This is a genomic window from Mycoplana sp. 10N416 (genome assembly GCF_056394765.1).
In genome coordinates, this window is record NZ_JBFTIM010000003.1 from 273549 (window position 1) to 286896 (window position 13348).

Genomic DNA, 13348 nt, shown 5'->3' on the forward strand with positions numbered 1-13348 from the left:
CGTCGTTGAGAAGTCAGAAGCGGCCGGGGCCGAGGGTCGTACGCCAACTTGTTCCTGATCTGCCTCGCGCACGGTTCTGCACCAATGCCGAGAGACCCAGCGTCGGTGACCGTGGCGCACATCCAGAAATAGGCGGGTATAGCGCAGGGCGGCCACCCGGCGTCTGCCTGGGTCTGAAAACCGCTCCCTAGAGGCTCTTCAGCAACTCGAGGACGCTCTCGGGATCATGGTAGCCGGCCTTGTACAGCCGCATGACGCGGCGCGCCAAGGTCCTCGCCTCAATGCTGTCTTTCGGCACTGTTGGATTTCGGTTGGCGAGACCAAAGATCGCCCCCATCAGCTTGATATCCTCGGGTCCATAAGCACCCGCCGCCGTTCTTTCCCGCCCGGTGTCGTCGTAACGGAACCGATGTTTGGCGGCTGCCAGTCCACAGAGCGCCAGCTCGTCTCGAAGCACCAGTCCCCGACCATAAAGGCCTAGGAGATAAGTGCGCAGCCAGGTGCGGTGGCGATCCTCGTCTTCGAACCAGCCGTACCGGCTGATCGCGGCGACGATGCGTTCGATCTCTTCGAGTTTCTGGTCGTTTTGGATGAATGCCTTCTGCAGGACTTTAGAGCCCATGACTCCCTCCCATACGGGGGCGGAAGAAGCCAACTCCCTGCCGTCGGCGCCCTAGCCATTTGCCAACGATGGCGGAGTATGGGCGTGATCGCCAACGAAAGATAGCAACCATGGGCCGAACAAGATCTTATTTCCCCACGCAGCGGGGATGCAAAAGTTGGCCTAGCGGCGCTTGAACAGCGCGCTCAGAACGACGACGGCGGTGATCGTGCCCGTTACCCAAAGCCAAGGAACGCCTGGGTCAGCCGACGCGACGGCGCTTCTCCGTTCGGCAAGCCTGATGCGCAGTTGGGCAACTTCCCAGCGGAGTTTGGAAAGCTGCCGTTCAACCTCGCCGGCCTTCATCGCATCGAATGCCTCGTCCTCCAACTCGGCCCAATGCTCGCGGAGTTGAGCAGGACTGTCAAAACCATGCGTGCGTATGTTGGTCATTGTCTATCACCCGCTCAGACGGTCGCCGTTCGACGACCGTCTGGAGAAACCGCGGTCAGGCCGCCGCCTTCGCATTGACCGAGGCCTCCGCAAGTTTCGTGAGATTTTTGTCGGTGGCTTCTTCCTCGGCGAGCGTCTCGGACAGAAGATCCGCGATCTCCTTCTGACCCAATGTTTTTGCCCAGGTGATCAACGTTCCGTACCGGCTGATTTCATAGTGCTCGACCGCCTGCGCGCTGGCAACGAGTCCGGCATCGAGCGCGGGCGATCCTTTGAAGTTGTCAATGATCTCCTTGCCTTCGTCGACGATGCCGATGATCGCTTCACAGGTCTTGCCGCGGGCGGGCTTGTCCAGCAGCTCGAACACCTTCTGTAGCCGCTCGACCTGCATTTCGGTCTCGTCCAGATGCTTTTCAAATGCCGCCGTTAGCTCGTTGGACTGGGCGGCGCGAGCCATCTTCGGCAAGGCCTTCAGAATCTGCTTCTCAGCGTAGAAAATGTCCTTGAGCGTGTCGTGGAACAGGTCATGGAGGTCTTTTGACCGCATAGCCATTTTTCCTTCTCCTCTTTCGTTGTTGAGGATCGCAGTGCAAACTCAACGCTGGCTGCTAACGTGCTCGCAGGAGCAAGGTTCCTGGGAGCGCGAACCGTTCTGAAAGATTCCCGGGTCAGAGGTGCCCCGCCGACCCGTGCGCCAGAAACTGGTCCGTAGAGACAGTCTCCAACTGGGTGCTGAAACGGCGCTGGAACAATTTCGGAAATTGTTCCAGCCGTTTGCAAGGGCGGGTCCCGGCAACGGAACTATTCCTTTGAGCCCCAGTTAATCCCCGCAGCCGAGGGTCCGGAGGACAGAAGATGAGCGACGACAAAAACAGAAGAAGGGAGCGTGCCGCTCAAAGCGGTGCCATCTTGCAGCAGGTAGGCGCGCTCCCGTACCGAACCAACAAAGACGGCAGCCTCGAGGTCATGCTGATTACGTCGCGTGAGACCAAGCGGTTTACACTACCCAAGGGATGGCGAATGAAAGGAAAGAGCGACCACAAGGCGGCACGCATCGAGGCGATGGAAGAGGCAGGTGTCGAGGGCAAGATCGCGCGCAAATCTATTGGCAGCTATTTCTACTGGAAAAGGATCGACCGCTGCTTCATCCCGGTTCGGGTAACCGTCTACCCGTTGCAGGCGAAACGGACCCGTTCGCGTTGGAAAGAACGGCATCAACGGCTGAGGAAGTGGCTCCAGCCAAATGATGCCGCCTTGCTGGTGGATGAGCCTGAGCTCATGACGCTTCTGCACCAGGCCGGATCGGACAGCGGACATCCGTCGCTCGCGGCGCGACCATAAAATTCGCGCTGTTTCTTCCGTCGACTGTCCGACGGGAAAGAGGACATGTCGCTGATCGAGAGAACCAAGATCGCCTTTGATGAAGTGCGCATGCTGATGCTTGGGGCGCAAATTTTGCTTGGGTTCCAGCTCCACGCGCCATTTCAAGATGCATTCTCGCGTCTGACCCGCATGCAGCGCATAAACATGGCGATTGCGCTCTACTTGATGGTGATTGTCATTGGGCTTCTGATCGCACCGGCCGCCCGCCACAGGATCGTCGACAAGGGGGAAGCGACAGTCGGCGTGAACCGGTTCGTCACCGCAGTGGCCGATGTGATTCTCGCTCCATTCGCAATTGCTCTTACGATCGATCTGACAATCGCGGCTCAACGCAGCCTTGGAACGCATGTCGGCATTAGCGTTGGTCTCTTCGGCGGCCTGATCGCGGTGCTGCTATGGTACGGACCGCTGGCGTTGAGGCGGAAAGCGCAGGAGGACCGCATGGCCCCGTTGGAGAAAACGTCCGTCAATGCCAAGATCGACTTTGTGCTGACCGAAGCCCGGGTCGTCCTGCCCGGTGCCCAAGCATTGCTGGGGTTCCAGTTCGCTATCGTCCTGACGTCGGCTTTTGGCGACCTGCCCTATCCGGAGCAGGCTGTGCATGGGGCAGCACTCGCATCGGTCGCGCTCGCGACCATGCTGTTGATGGCGCCGGCCGCCTACCATCGGATCGTATACGATGGAGCGGCCGTTCCACGTTTTCACGTGATCGCCAGCCGCTTTCTGCTGGCCGCAACGATATTCCTCGCCCTGGGCCTGGCTGCCGATATCCATGTTGTTACGGTCAAACTGTTAGGGGATTATCGCTTTGCGGCAGTGACCGCGGCAGGGACAGCGGTGCTTCTGATGGGTCTCTGGTATGTCTGGCCATGGTCGGTGCGGATGCAATCCACGCTGTCCAGGAAAGATCACAACGCGCTTTAGACGGCTGTAGACAACAACAATATCGCCCCGACGGCGGCCATGCACAGGCCGACCCAGTTCCTCGTCAAGCCGAGAAATCTGAGCTTCTCTCCGCGCGGCTCAAGCGTCCCCGTTGGTCTCGGCTTGGATGGATCCGTGAGGTTCGCTGAGGGGGCGTCGCGTGATCGCCTCCCAAAAAAGAAGAGAACGCCGCCTAGTACCAGTGCAGCACCCAAGAGAATTGAAAACATGCTCGCCATCGCGGTGCGCTCTGTTGTCCCTCAAGAAAACCGAGCGCACGGCGGAAAGTTCCACTGAATCGATACCCCATGGAACATCTTCTACCGCTGTTTGTTACCCACAGTAGCGTGGCGACAAGGAGAATGGACATATGACTAAGTTGCTTGTGACGATTGCACTCTTGGGGCTCGCCGGAGCTGGGTGCACGGCAACAGAGCAAGGTGCCGGCATTGGCGCAGCCAGCGGAGCCGTAATCGGCGGCGCGGTCACCAATGACGTGCGCGGTGCGGCGGTCGGGGCTGCGATAGGGGGGGTGTCCGGAGCTGCAATCGGCAGCGTCGCTGGCCAGTCCGGGCGCTGCTATTATCGGGACGCATATGGTCGTCGCTACATCGCTGCCTGCTGAGGCAGCCGCTGCTTTCTTTCGAGCGACCATAGGTAATTGTAGCGCCACCAGGAAAGGGGCACCGGGCGTCACAAGTTATGTTCGCTTCAGCGTGTCGAGGAGGTTTAGCATTGCCGACGGATCGCGGTATCCGGCTCTGTACAAGCGCACCACCCGACGCCCGAGGGCGCTCGCCTCGGCACTACCCGCCGGAACAACTTTGCTGGCAAAATCGAAAATTGCCCGAAGGAGGGTGAGGTCTTCCGGCGCGAAAACGCCCTCTTTGGCCAAGTATTGCCCGGCGCTCAATTCCGGCCTGCAATAGCGCCTCCTGGCGAGGGCGAGCGCAAACAGAGCAAGCTCGTCCCGCAAGACCAGGCCGCGATCATAAAGGTCGGACAGTGCGAACCGTAATCCCTCCCGCTGCGGCGGTCTGTCTTCAAACCACGGTTCGGTGGCAACCGCAGCGACGATCCGTTCGATGGCGTTATACTTGTCGTGCTTTGGAACTATCGTCTTCCGTCCAGACTTGGAACTCATCGCTTTCCCCATCCGAACCGGTGGAAAAGAGAATGCCGTCGGGGCTCAACTCATCATTTGCGACGGTGACTATATTGTGCCCTCGAACCTCACCGAACGAAAGTAACCCTTGGACGCACCATACAGCCCTGTCATCTACAGTTGCGTCGAGGCTGGTCCGCTGATCGAAGCGGGCGCGCTCATTTGATCGCCGTCGAGCCGTTGCGGATTGCTACAGCACGATCGTCAACAAGAGCACGAACAGCAGGGCGATCGCCAAGACTGAAAGCTCGACAAATCCGTCATACATCGTGGCAACCTCCATCCAGAACAGCCAATAACGCGCACGTCGCGGACTAGTTCCGGCTGCATTGGAGATCAGGCGCAAGGCCTAAGTCACGTCGAGCATTGCTCGCAGTTTGTCAGGGTCGTGAATGCCTGTTTGGAACAGTGCAAAAATACGTCGGGCCAATCCGGCCGCTTCCTCTCCGCCAGGATCGATCTTCCGACGCTGGCAAATCTCGTCAAATACCGACTGGAGCTTGGAAATTTCATCAGGCCCGATGATGTGGTTGTGCAACAGGTGACGTTGGATCACGGTTATGTCCTCCCCACTCTGGCGCGGCCCCTTTCTGGCCGCTACTTCCCAACAGCAGAAAATATCTGATCTCCGGGCGGTTCCTTCAAGAGCCGCCGAGGGGTGAAATCTTTGCGCAAGTCACCCTTCTGCCTTGAGGCTTTTCAGCGAGGCAGGCGCGCATCGCTCCGCGAACCACCGGGGCGAGATGACGATGAACGGGTCGCCAATATCCGCAAGCATAGGGGTTGCCCTGATCGAAACGGCTCTTTCTGTTCAGATCGCGGCACTTCTCAATCATTTGTACGTATAACGTGGCAGATAGTAACGCTGCCTTCTTGGCGGACATAGCGGCGTAATATGCGAAGGTGTTGGTGTCGGCCGTACACCCTATGCCCAGGTACATTACGCCATAAGCAATTTGGTCGTGTTTACATCCAGTAAAAAAGTAATCACGTTTTGTTGATGGCGATACTTAACCTCAACCAGATCGACATCGCAAAGTCATCCTTGTCGGCTGAACTTTGCGTTGTTGGGGCCGGTGTCGCAGGTCTGCTATTGGCCACGCGCCTCGCGAAAAATGGAAGAAAAGTTGTCGTCCTTGAAAGCGGCAATGAGTATTTTGACGAAGAGATACACCAGCTCAACGGGATGGACTTTTCCTCCGGAAACTATTCAAGGGCATTATCTGGGCGCTACCGCGGTTTGGGCGGCACGTCGTCGCGGTGGGGCGGACGGATAATCCCCCTGAGCGACTGCGACACCGGCAGCCGCGAGCATGTCGAACTGCCAGCCTGGCCGATCGATATTTCTCGGCTAGATCGGTACGGGGACGAAATTGAACAAGCCCTTGGAGTGGCGAGGGGCGCATACGATGGCGTCTCCGGCATACCGGTATGGAAGCCGTATGAGCCTCAGAGCCGATTTCGGATGCGGTGGGCCAAATGCCCTAGTTTCAGAAAATGCAATATTGCAACCTTGTTGCGACGCCAATTGGAGAGCAATCCGAATATTGAAATCTGGCTCGGCGCCACTGCCTGCGAATTCGAGCTGAACCGGGAAGTTGGCCTGTTGCGCGGGATAGTCGCACGCAATTTCAGTGGCAAATCTATCGTCATACGGGCGGATCACTTCGTAATCGCAGCCGGAACGATCGAGACAACAAGGCTATTGCTATTGATCAATCGGGCTTCCGATGACCGGATATTTCATCCATCCAGCGGGTTGGGACATTACTTCCAGGATCATCTGAAGCTTGAAATCGCAACTGTTGACCGTAGCGACGTAGCTTCGACCAATCAGTTGTTTGGATACCGATACATCAATTCGACCCGACGGGACTTGCATCTGGAACTCGGACACCAGGCACAGGTGACGGCCGGCGTCGGCAGTTCCTTCGCATACCTGGCGATGGAATTCGGCAACAGCCAGCTCGCCGGTCTGAAGAAGGTCATGGAAGGCGTGCAGCTTGGAAAGGTTGACTTCGAAGAACTGCTGAGACTGTCGCGCAATATCGGTTTGCTCGCCAAGGGCGCTTACTGGCGACTGTCCCATAAGCAGCTATTCGTTCCAAGCGGCGTCGATTTCAAGATCATGCTCTGTGCTGAACAGTTGCCGAATTGGAACAACCGTATTTCGTTGTCCTGCGAGCGGGACCGCCTCGGTGTCCCGAAGGCCTTGTTGCGATGGCAGGCTATGCCCAGCGAAGAGCGAACCCTCCGTGCCACGATATCGCACCTCTCGGAGTACTGGAGATCTGTGGGGCTCGCGCATCTTTGCCCGCTGCATTGGACCGCCGAGGTACTGAATGAAAGTGCCAGTTTGGGTGAGAGCGCAGAGCCATGCGCCCATCCTTCAGGGACGACGCGAATGGGTATGGATCCCCACACCTCGGTCGTGTCGCCAAGCCTGCGCTGCCACGCCATTTCGAATGTATCCGTCGTCAGCGCATCGGTTTTCCCGACGGCGGGCAGCGCCAATCCTACCTTCACTATCATGAAATTGGCTTACTATTTTGCCGACATGTACGCCGCGACGAGGCGTTTTGGCGCGGTGAAAGCGCTGCCCTAATCGCCGCGATTCCAATTGTCGACCAATGCAGCCTGGCGGCGTGTTTGCAGTAGGCGAACCATCAACCACGCCCGATACAGCCGAATACGGGTGAGGCAGGCCATCGCCCCGACACGACTGCCGACGCCGGAAATGCGATCGGACGCGAGGACTTTCGCCAACTCGCCGATCGGTGAGGCAGCGACAACAGCGCATGACAGCAGCCAGCGGAGGGTTCCAAGCCGGCGCCCTTCAATGTGGCGAAACTCGTGGGCGACATGCCGATCCCACCGCCGCGACAACTCCGCAAACGATTTGCAGGAGGGCGTCAAGACCTTGGCTTCTGGGACAAAGGCAATGCGGTACCCCATGGAAGTTGCTTTCTGACCCCACTCGGTATCTTCCATCGTCGAGATGCCGCCGAAAGGCCCGACGGCTTCAAAAACCGTGCGCCGGACTGCCATGTTTCCGGTCGCCGCGAAACCGTATCGCTCGACATAGCTGCGCGCGCGGTAACTGTAGATGCTCTCATAGGCTTCGATACTGGTGGGCTTTTCTGGATCGGTCATGCGAATTCCGATGTCGCCACCGACAAGATCCACCTCGGGCCGACCGTTCAGAAAACCGACCAGGCTCTTGATCCAGCCGGGCTGGGCCACGCAATCGGCATCGATGAAGGCCAACAGTTCGCCCGAGCTTTCGGCCGCGCCAAGATTGCGCGCAGGACCTGGGCCGGGCGTCGGTTGGCTGACCAGGCGTACATCCGGAAAGCTCGCGCAGACAGCAGCTGGCAAGTCGACCGAACCGTTGTCAACGACGATGACCTCAAACGAAATTCCGTCGGAGCGCTGCGCCTGAAGCGCCAGCAGGCATTGACGGAGATTGTCGCTAGGTTCGTTGAGGTGCGGTATGACAACACTTAGCGCCGGCAATGTCCCCATGAAAAGCAATCCCACCCGGTGGTTTAACCACATGGTGCAGGGCGCCGCCGGGCAATGAAAGGGGTGACACGCCCAACCTTTGAGCAAAAAACGTCATCATTTAGTTTGAACCGCTTTGGCCGACGCCGTACCCGGCAAGGACGTTGCTGCTGGGCACGGCCCGCAGCCATCACATTAAGGCTGTCGCGTCTTTCTCTACGGTTTTCAGAAGCTGCTTCAGTTGCGGTTCGTCGACCAGTTCGCTCGCCTCGGCCAATGTGCACCAGCGGCGCTGCCGTTGCCCCTTCTCCGGCCAGTTGATCAACGTACCGCGGACGCGCAGACCGAACAGCGACACGTCGCACAGATCGCTCGACCCGTCATCGTGTTCTTTCATGTAGCTGTACTGTCCCAACGGCGTTCCGTGGATCTTGCCGATCACCCCTGCCTCTTCGTAGGCTTCCCGAGCGGCGGACTGGGTCGGCGAGGCCCCGCGCACGAGCCAGCCTTTTGGCACGATCCAACGCCCCCGTCCCCGCGAGGTAATCAGAAGGGTTCTTACGTTTCCACAACGCCCGACACGCCACGGCAGCGCCCCATATTGAAGCAGGCGAGCCGGTGCTTCGGCCTCACGGGCCGAAGCGCGAAGCGAAGAGCGGTCGGTCGTCGCATCCTTTTGTTCGCCGCGGCCGTTGCTGGAATCGGCAGACGAGCGACCCATTGAACGGGCGGGACGATAAGACGGAGATACGGCCGGCGACGCACACCAGGGGCAGCGTGAAGCCGCGCGTGGAAGGTAGCGGTGGCATGAACTACAGGTTCGGCTGGAGGACGAAATTCTCATTGATAGGTCCAATCGGTGCGGCACCTGGAGGGTGCGACAAGGGAGTGAACCGCAAGTTGGCGTTGAGAATGTCCCGGAGCGGACGAGGCGTGCGGTATTCAGGGTTCAAGAAGACCGCTCCGGGAAAACCCACGAGAGGTCCCGGCCAGCCTTGATGTCCTGATAAAGGTTTCCATGCACATGTTAAGATATATAGGGGGCAATCAAGGCCGTTCAATGACAGGTGCGCGAAAATGACCGGATCGCCCATCGGGCGCTGCTTTCGGCCAGCGCCGACGGCTCCGATGACAAATCTATGCCATGAGGCTGTTGTCCGCATTTGGCCATGAGGCGGCTAGCGCTGAAGCGACGAGCACCCGTCTCCCCCGCCAGGGCTCAGGCCAATGTGACCGGCGTATAACCTTCAGCTGCAATGACGCCAGCGATGGCACCTGCATCCTGAACGCCCGCGACGGTTACTCGATGGGTCGCTGCGTCGGCGGTAACTTTCGCGCCAGGGAAGGCCGCCTCAACGGCTGCCGTGATGGTCCGCACGCAATGGCCGCAGGTCATATCTTCGACGGAGAATGCAAGGGTGGTCTCGTTCGTCATTTCGCAATTTTCCTGTTGAACGAGCGGATCCTGAACCTTTCCCCCGTGGCAAGGTCAAGCGCTTTCTTGGGCTTTGAGCTCCGGTGCGTCGGCCGCACGGAAGCCTGCCAGTTGGCCGTGGATAATCTGCTTGAAATCGACCAGCATCATCTCCGCTTCATCCGCGGGAAGCGTGATCGCCAGCCTGACGACGCCGCCCGCCAGCTGAAAGAGCAGAAATACGAGCCGGCCGAAGCGCTCACGGTCGGTTGTCTCGAGCAGGTGAGACGACATCGCGCAGAAAAGTTCGGCCTGCCGCCGCGTCTCCACGATGTCCATGTTCTGGAGTTCCTTGTCGGCCTGAATGGCGTTCAGCAGGTCCTGGATCGCCGGATCGCCGGCAACTTGCAGATAGTACCCATTCAGGATTGCGTCGGCTGCATCGCGGATGCCAGCCATGTCCTGAACTCCGGAAAGGCTGACCTCGATGCCTGCGCGCGTTTCGGCACTGTGCTGCTCGTAGAGCATGGCGATGATTGCCGACTTGTTTGGAAAATACTGGTAGACGGAGGCAATCGGGCCGCCGGTGAGCAACGCGACCTCCCGCATCGTCATGCCGTCGATACCCTTCTCACCGATCAGCTCTTTTGCGACCCGCAATATTTCCTCGACGCGCCCGCGGCTGCGTTCCTGTTTCGGTCTGCGCCTGAGGCGCTGTTCCAGATCCCCGGCTTTCGCCGTCATGCCCGTGCTTCCTGCGTGAATCACCACGTTATTCTCTCACCAAATCAGCTGCAGCTTAAGGAATTATTCCCCGTCGTCGTACGCTTTCTCCTTTCTTTCGGTGCCGCGCCGATCACTTTGGGTTATCGCCGGCACGGCGCCGCCGGTTCCGGCTACTCCTTCACCCAACGCGTCGAACTTTGGAATCGCGGTCATTCCAGCGCCTTGATCATCGGCAGTACCGAGAATTTTCCCGCCTCGGCCTTGCGCGTCAGTTCGCGCAGGTAGCCACCGGGCGAGCGGATCTGGTCGGAACGCTCCAGGATGGCGGCGACCACCACCGCAGCGGCCCCGTCCCCCATCGCCGCCCTGGCTTTTGCGTAGGCGTCAGGCGAAATGCCGAGCATCGAGCGGACCAACGCGGCCGCCTTGATGAGATCGGCCCAGGTCGCCAACCCGTCTTTCGCATAGGATCCGATTTCCGGGCATGCCGCCAGGACTCGCTTCAGGCTAACCGCCACCCCCTTGCGCGTCGGGCTGCTTTCCTGCGCCGCCGGCTCCGCCCGCATTGACTCTTTGCCGTTTATTTCAAAAGCGGGGTCTGCATTTGAATTCTGAATATGCCGCTCATCTTGAAGGTCATTGGCGCTCATTTCTTCGTTTGAGAGGGAGTTCAGGTAGTCCTCTTCCACCTGTCGCCGCAACGTCACCAGGGCCGCCTTGCGCTCGCCCAGCGCCTCGGACGAGGCCTTGCGGCTGAGCCTCCCTGACACCGCGGCCAAGGCGATCTGGTGCTCCACCCACGCGCCCAGACGCCCCTCGGCGAGCGCCGCCTCGATGATCTTCGCCACGTCGCGCAGGTGCAGGGTCACCTCGGCACGGAGAGCCTGACGGCGCTTGGCCTCTGCACGCGCGCGCTCAGCCTGTTGATGGATATCACTCGCCATCAGGGCCAGCGGCGCCAGGTCGAACCCGAAGGCCTCCTCCACCACGCCGCGCTCGTCGCGGCGGCAATAGCGCTTGCCGTTCGGACTGTCGCGGCGCAGCAACATGCCGGCCGCCATCAGCAGCGCCAAATGCCGCCGAAGCGTTGCCGGCGCCATGCCGCGCGAGCGGACCGACAGTTCCGCATTTGACGGAAACACGACGATCGGTGCGCGACCGTCGAGGATTTTTTCCGGATGGAACGTCAGCAGCGCCTCAAGCACGGCGATCGTCCGGTCCGAGAGTCCGTAGTGCACGCGCGCTTCCGTCAACGCACGAAGGAGCTGCCATTTCTCGGCGGTCCCCGTCTCGTTGCCGCCCGCCTCGGCCGCAAGCCTGGCCTGCGTCTCGAAAACCCGCTTCTGCATCGCAAAGACGCGCGCAGTCATCCTGCCGCCGCCGAAAGGCGTCGTCGCCAGTCTCTCCGTCATGGTCGTCCCTCTCAAGGAGGCAAGAGGCCGGGCCCGAACGTCATAGCAAAGCCGTCACGCATTCGGACGAATGCGCGGGAAGGCTCTAATTCATTGAAATCAGAGCGTTTTTTGTTGCGTCGCGGATGGCGACAGACAATAAATATCCGTTCCGCAACCGGCAAAAACGATGGCGGACTCTTGACTTTGACTGTCGGAAGTGATTCTCTTGAACTGCTACATTGAAGAGGGCTTCCGGAATGGCGACGTTTTGGAGGCCTTTTTTCTTGCTTCGATCCTTTCCCGTTTCGTTTCCATCATTCCCGGCAGGGCGGCTCGCCCGACCGGAATCCTTGCGCTAGCCGAAACGCCCCCAGGCGGAGAGCATCAGCCCCTCGATCTCGGCGTTGACGGCATTCATGCTTTCCATCGCCCGGTCGTAGGTGGTGCGGGTGAAATTCTCCCGGCCAACCTCGTAGAGCGTTTCCTTCGTCAGGCCGGCATCCGAGACCGCCGTCGACTTGACCATGGGCGCCGTCAGCACCCGGTCGCCGAAGAGCGAACGCATCAGCCCGACGATCTGCGCCTGTGGTGCGTCGTTCGGCTCGAAGCGCGTGACGAGATAGCGTAGAAAATCGAAATTGAGCCGGCCGCCCGCCTCGCGCACGACCGCCAGCAGGTCCGAGGTCATGAACAGGAACTGGTTCATCGAGGCGACGTCGAGCATCTGCGGATGAACGGTGACGATCACCGATGTCGAGGCGCAAAGCGCTGAAAGGGTCAGGTAACCGAGCTGCGGCGGGCAATCGAGCACAACGACGTCGTACTTGTCCTCGACGGTGCGTAGCGCCGCGTGGACGCGAGCGAAGAACAGCGGCTGGCCGGACGCGCCCGCCTGTCGCATCGCCAATGCGCGCGGCGTTGCGTGCTCGAACTCCTGCAGTTCGAGGTTACCGGGCACCAGATCGAGTCCATCGAAATAGGTCTTGCGGATGATGTCCTTCAGCGGCCGCGCTTCGTCGTCATAGCGGATCGTCCCGTAGAGCGTGTCGTTGCCATCGAGATCAAGCTCGGGCTGGTAGCCGAACAGGGCCGAGAGCGAGGCCTGCGGGTCGAGATCGACCGCCAGCACCCGGTAGCCGGCAAGCGCGAGATACTGGGCCAGATGGGCGGCCGAGGTGGTCTTACCCGAACCGCCCTTGAAGTTGGTCACGGCAATGACCTGCAGGTGTTCGCCGCCGCCGTGGTCGCGCCACTTGCGATAGCCGCGTGCCTTGGCCAGGTTGCCCTTGGCGAGCGCCTGGTCGGCCAGATGGGCTCGCAGCGCGTTTATATCGGTCAGTGAATAGAATCGCCGTCCGCCCGGGCCGGTTTCCGGCCGCGGCCCTTCGCCTGCAAGCGAGAGCTGTCGGAGGTAGCCGTCCGAAACACCGATCAGACGCGCCGCCTCGCCAGAGGTGAAGCTGCGCAGCACCTTCTTCGCGGTGGGAGGAAAGAACCGCTCGCGCATCGCCTTGAGCTGCGCCGACAGGATGCGCGCATCCGCCGCAATCGCCTCGTCGGCGGCGGGCTGCGCGTCGTCCGTTCTGTTGGGCGCTACCATCATACTCGTCCTCGGGGCATCAACTGCCCAACCAAAATCGCGCTGCTGCGCGGTTACGTCAGATGACCGATCTAACAGGAGAGTCGCTCGGTAACGGCGAAATGCCGATCGGCCATCAATTTCCGTTAGAGACGGTGTGCCGATTCCCGTTCCGCGTCAAGGCGGAATTGGTTAACGAGTTATA

General features: G+C 59.9%; 15 protein-coding genes. 4 read left to right on the forward strand and 11 right to left on the reverse strand.

What is annotated here, in order from left to right; genetic code table 11:
• Nucleotides 1–187 precede the first annotated feature (187 nt).
• From AC1DDS_RS08355 to AC1DDS_RS08365, 3 genes are all read right to left on the reverse strand, one after another.
• Nucleotides 188–622, reverse strand: a complete 435-nt coding sequence (locus AC1DDS_RS08355) for a hypothetical protein (protein ID WP_477478458.1) — start codon at nucleotides 620–622, stop codon at nucleotides 188–190.
• A gap of 162 nt (nucleotides 623–784) precedes the next feature.
• Entirely contained in the window at nucleotides 785–1054 is a 270-nt protein-coding gene (locus AC1DDS_RS08360) for a hypothetical protein (protein ID WP_477478459.1), read from the reverse strand.
• Between the two features lie 55 nt (nucleotides 1055–1109).
• Nucleotides 1110–1601 (reverse strand): YciE/YciF ferroxidase family protein, encoded by a 492-nt coding sequence (locus AC1DDS_RS08365; protein ID WP_477478633.1) that lies wholly within the window; start codon nucleotides 1599–1601, stop codon nucleotides 1110–1112.
• A gap of 308 nt (nucleotides 1602–1909) precedes the next feature.
• Between AC1DDS_RS08365 and AC1DDS_RS08370 the strand changes: the two genes are divergently transcribed.
• The 3 genes from AC1DDS_RS08370 to AC1DDS_RS08380 all read left to right on the forward strand — a co-directional run bounded on the left by AC1DDS_RS08370 (nucleotide 1910) and on the right by AC1DDS_RS08380 (nucleotide 3986).
• A complete protein-coding gene (locus tag AC1DDS_RS08370) occupies nucleotides 1910–2395 on the forward strand; it encodes an NUDIX hydrolase (protein ID WP_477478460.1) in 486 nt (161 codons plus the stop codon).
• Between the two features lie 45 nt (nucleotides 2396–2440).
• Nucleotides 2441–3361: a DUF6328 family protein gene (locus tag AC1DDS_RS08375; protein WP_477478461.1), complete on the forward strand. Its 921-nt coding sequence runs from the start codon at nucleotides 2441–2443 to the stop codon at nucleotides 3359–3361.
• A 370-nt stretch (nucleotides 3362–3731) separates the two neighbouring features.
• On the forward strand, nucleotides 3732–3986 hold the full coding sequence (locus AC1DDS_RS08380) for a YMGG-like glycine zipper-containing protein (protein ID WP_310417360.1): 255 nt from the start codon (nucleotides 3732–3734) through the stop codon (nucleotides 3984–3986).
• Nucleotides 3987–4061: 75 nt separating this feature from the next.
• On the opposite strand, the gene AC1DDS_RS08385 is transcribed toward AC1DDS_RS08380, so the two are convergent.
• Nucleotides 4062–4505, reverse strand: a complete 444-nt coding sequence (locus AC1DDS_RS08385; protein ID WP_477478462.1) for a hypothetical protein — start codon at nucleotides 4503–4505, stop codon at nucleotides 4062–4064.
• 370 nt (nucleotides 4506–4875) lie between these two features.
• The gene (locus tag AC1DDS_RS08390; RefSeq protein WP_477478463.1) at nucleotides 4876–5082 is read right to left on the reverse strand and encodes a hypothetical protein; all 207 of its coding nucleotides are present in this window, start codon (nucleotides 5080–5082) and stop codon (nucleotides 4876–4878) included.
• 444 nt (nucleotides 5083–5526) lie between these two features.
• On the opposite strand from AC1DDS_RS08390, the gene AC1DDS_RS08395 reads away from it, so the two are divergent.
• Nucleotides 5527–7131, forward strand: a complete 1605-nt coding sequence (locus tag AC1DDS_RS08395; protein ID WP_477478464.1) for a GMC oxidoreductase — start codon at nucleotides 5527–5529, stop codon at nucleotides 7129–7131.
• On the opposite strand, the gene AC1DDS_RS08400 is transcribed toward AC1DDS_RS08395, so the two are convergent.
• From AC1DDS_RS08400 to repA, 6 genes are all read right to left on the reverse strand, one after another.
• Entirely contained in the window at nucleotides 7128–8051 is a 924-nt protein-coding gene (locus tag AC1DDS_RS08400; protein ID WP_477478465.1) for a glycosyltransferase family 2 protein, read from the reverse strand. The two genes, AC1DDS_RS08395 and AC1DDS_RS08400, sit on opposite strands and share 4 nt — an antisense overlap.
• A gap of 169 nt (nucleotides 8052–8220) precedes the next feature.
• Nucleotides 8221–8874, reverse strand: a complete 654-nt coding sequence (locus tag AC1DDS_RS08405) for an NUDIX hydrolase (protein ID WP_477478466.1) — start codon at nucleotides 8872–8874, stop codon at nucleotides 8221–8223.
• A 375-nt stretch (nucleotides 8875–9249) separates the two neighbouring features.
• Nucleotides 9250–9465 (reverse strand): heavy-metal-associated domain-containing protein, encoded by a 216-nt coding sequence (locus tag AC1DDS_RS08410; protein WP_477478467.1) that lies wholly within the window; start codon nucleotides 9463–9465, stop codon nucleotides 9250–9252.
• A 54-nt stretch (nucleotides 9466–9519) separates the two neighbouring features.
• The gene (locus AC1DDS_RS08415; protein ID WP_310417385.1) at nucleotides 9520–10188 is read right to left on the reverse strand and encodes a TetR/AcrR family transcriptional regulator; all 669 of its coding nucleotides are present in this window, start codon (nucleotides 10186–10188) and stop codon (nucleotides 9520–9522) included.
• 191 nt (nucleotides 10189–10379) lie between these two features.
• Nucleotides 10380–11582: a plasmid replication protein RepC gene (gene repC / locus AC1DDS_RS08420; RefSeq protein WP_477478468.1), complete on the reverse strand. Its 1203-nt coding sequence runs from the start codon at nucleotides 11580–11582 to the stop codon at nucleotides 10380–10382.
• A 337-nt stretch (nucleotides 11583–11919) separates the two neighbouring features.
• Complete coding sequence (gene repA, locus AC1DDS_RS08425) at nucleotides 11920–13164, reverse strand: plasmid partitioning protein RepA (RefSeq protein ID WP_477478469.1); 1245 nt, start codon at nucleotides 13162–13164, stop codon at nucleotides 11920–11922.
• Nucleotides 13165–13348 lie beyond the last annotated feature (184 nt).

Excerpts from the sequence above, each read along its gene's own strand:
- AC1DDS_RS08355 (WP_477478458.1), bottom strand. The coding sequence starts at position 622 with ATGGGCTCTAAAGTCCTGCAGAAGGCATTCATCCAAAACGACCAGAAA.
- AC1DDS_RS08360 (WP_477478459.1), bottom strand. The coding sequence starts at position 1,054 with ATGACCAACATACGCACGCATGGTTTTGACAGTCCTGCTCAACTCCGC.
- AC1DDS_RS08365 (WP_477478633.1), bottom strand. The coding sequence starts at position 1,601 with ATGCGGTCAAAAGACCTCCATGACCTGTTCCACGACACGCTCAAGGAC.
- AC1DDS_RS08370 (WP_477478460.1), top strand. The coding sequence starts at position 1,910 with ATGAGCGACGACAAAAACAGAAGAAGGGAGCGTGCCGCTCAAAGCGGT.
- AC1DDS_RS08375 (WP_477478461.1), top strand. The coding sequence starts at position 2,441 with ATGTCGCTGATCGAGAGAACCAAGATCGCCTTTGATGAAGTGCGCATG.
- AC1DDS_RS08380 (WP_310417360.1), top strand. The coding sequence starts at position 3,732 with ATGACTAAGTTGCTTGTGACGATTGCACTCTTGGGGCTCGCCGGAGCT.
- AC1DDS_RS08385 (WP_477478462.1), bottom strand. The coding sequence starts at position 4,505 with ATGAGTTCCAAGTCTGGACGGAAGACGATAGTTCCAAAGCACGACAAG.
- AC1DDS_RS08395 (WP_477478464.1), top strand. The coding sequence starts at position 5,527 with ATGGCGATACTTAACCTCAACCAGATCGACATCGCAAAGTCATCCTTG.
- AC1DDS_RS08400 (WP_477478465.1), bottom strand. The coding sequence starts at position 8,051 with ATGGGGACATTGCCGGCGCTAAGTGTTGTCATACCGCACCTCAACGAA.
- AC1DDS_RS08405 (WP_477478466.1), bottom strand. The coding sequence starts at position 8,874 with ATGAGAATTTCGTCCTCCAGCCGAACCTGTAGTTCATGCCACCGCTAC.
- AC1DDS_RS08410 (WP_477478467.1), bottom strand. The coding sequence starts at position 9,465 with ATGACGAACGAGACCACCCTTGCATTCTCCGTCGAAGATATGACCTGC.
- AC1DDS_RS08415 (WP_310417385.1), bottom strand. The coding sequence starts at position 10,188 with ATGACGGCGAAAGCCGGGGATCTGGAACAGCGCCTCAGGCGCAGACCG.
- repC (WP_477478468.1), bottom strand. The coding sequence starts at position 11,582 with ATGACGGAGAGACTGGCGACGACGCCTTTCGGCGGCGGCAGGATGACT.
- repA (WP_477478469.1), bottom strand. The coding sequence starts at position 13,164 with ATGGTAGCGCCCAACAGAACGGACGACGCGCAGCCCGCCGCCGACGAG.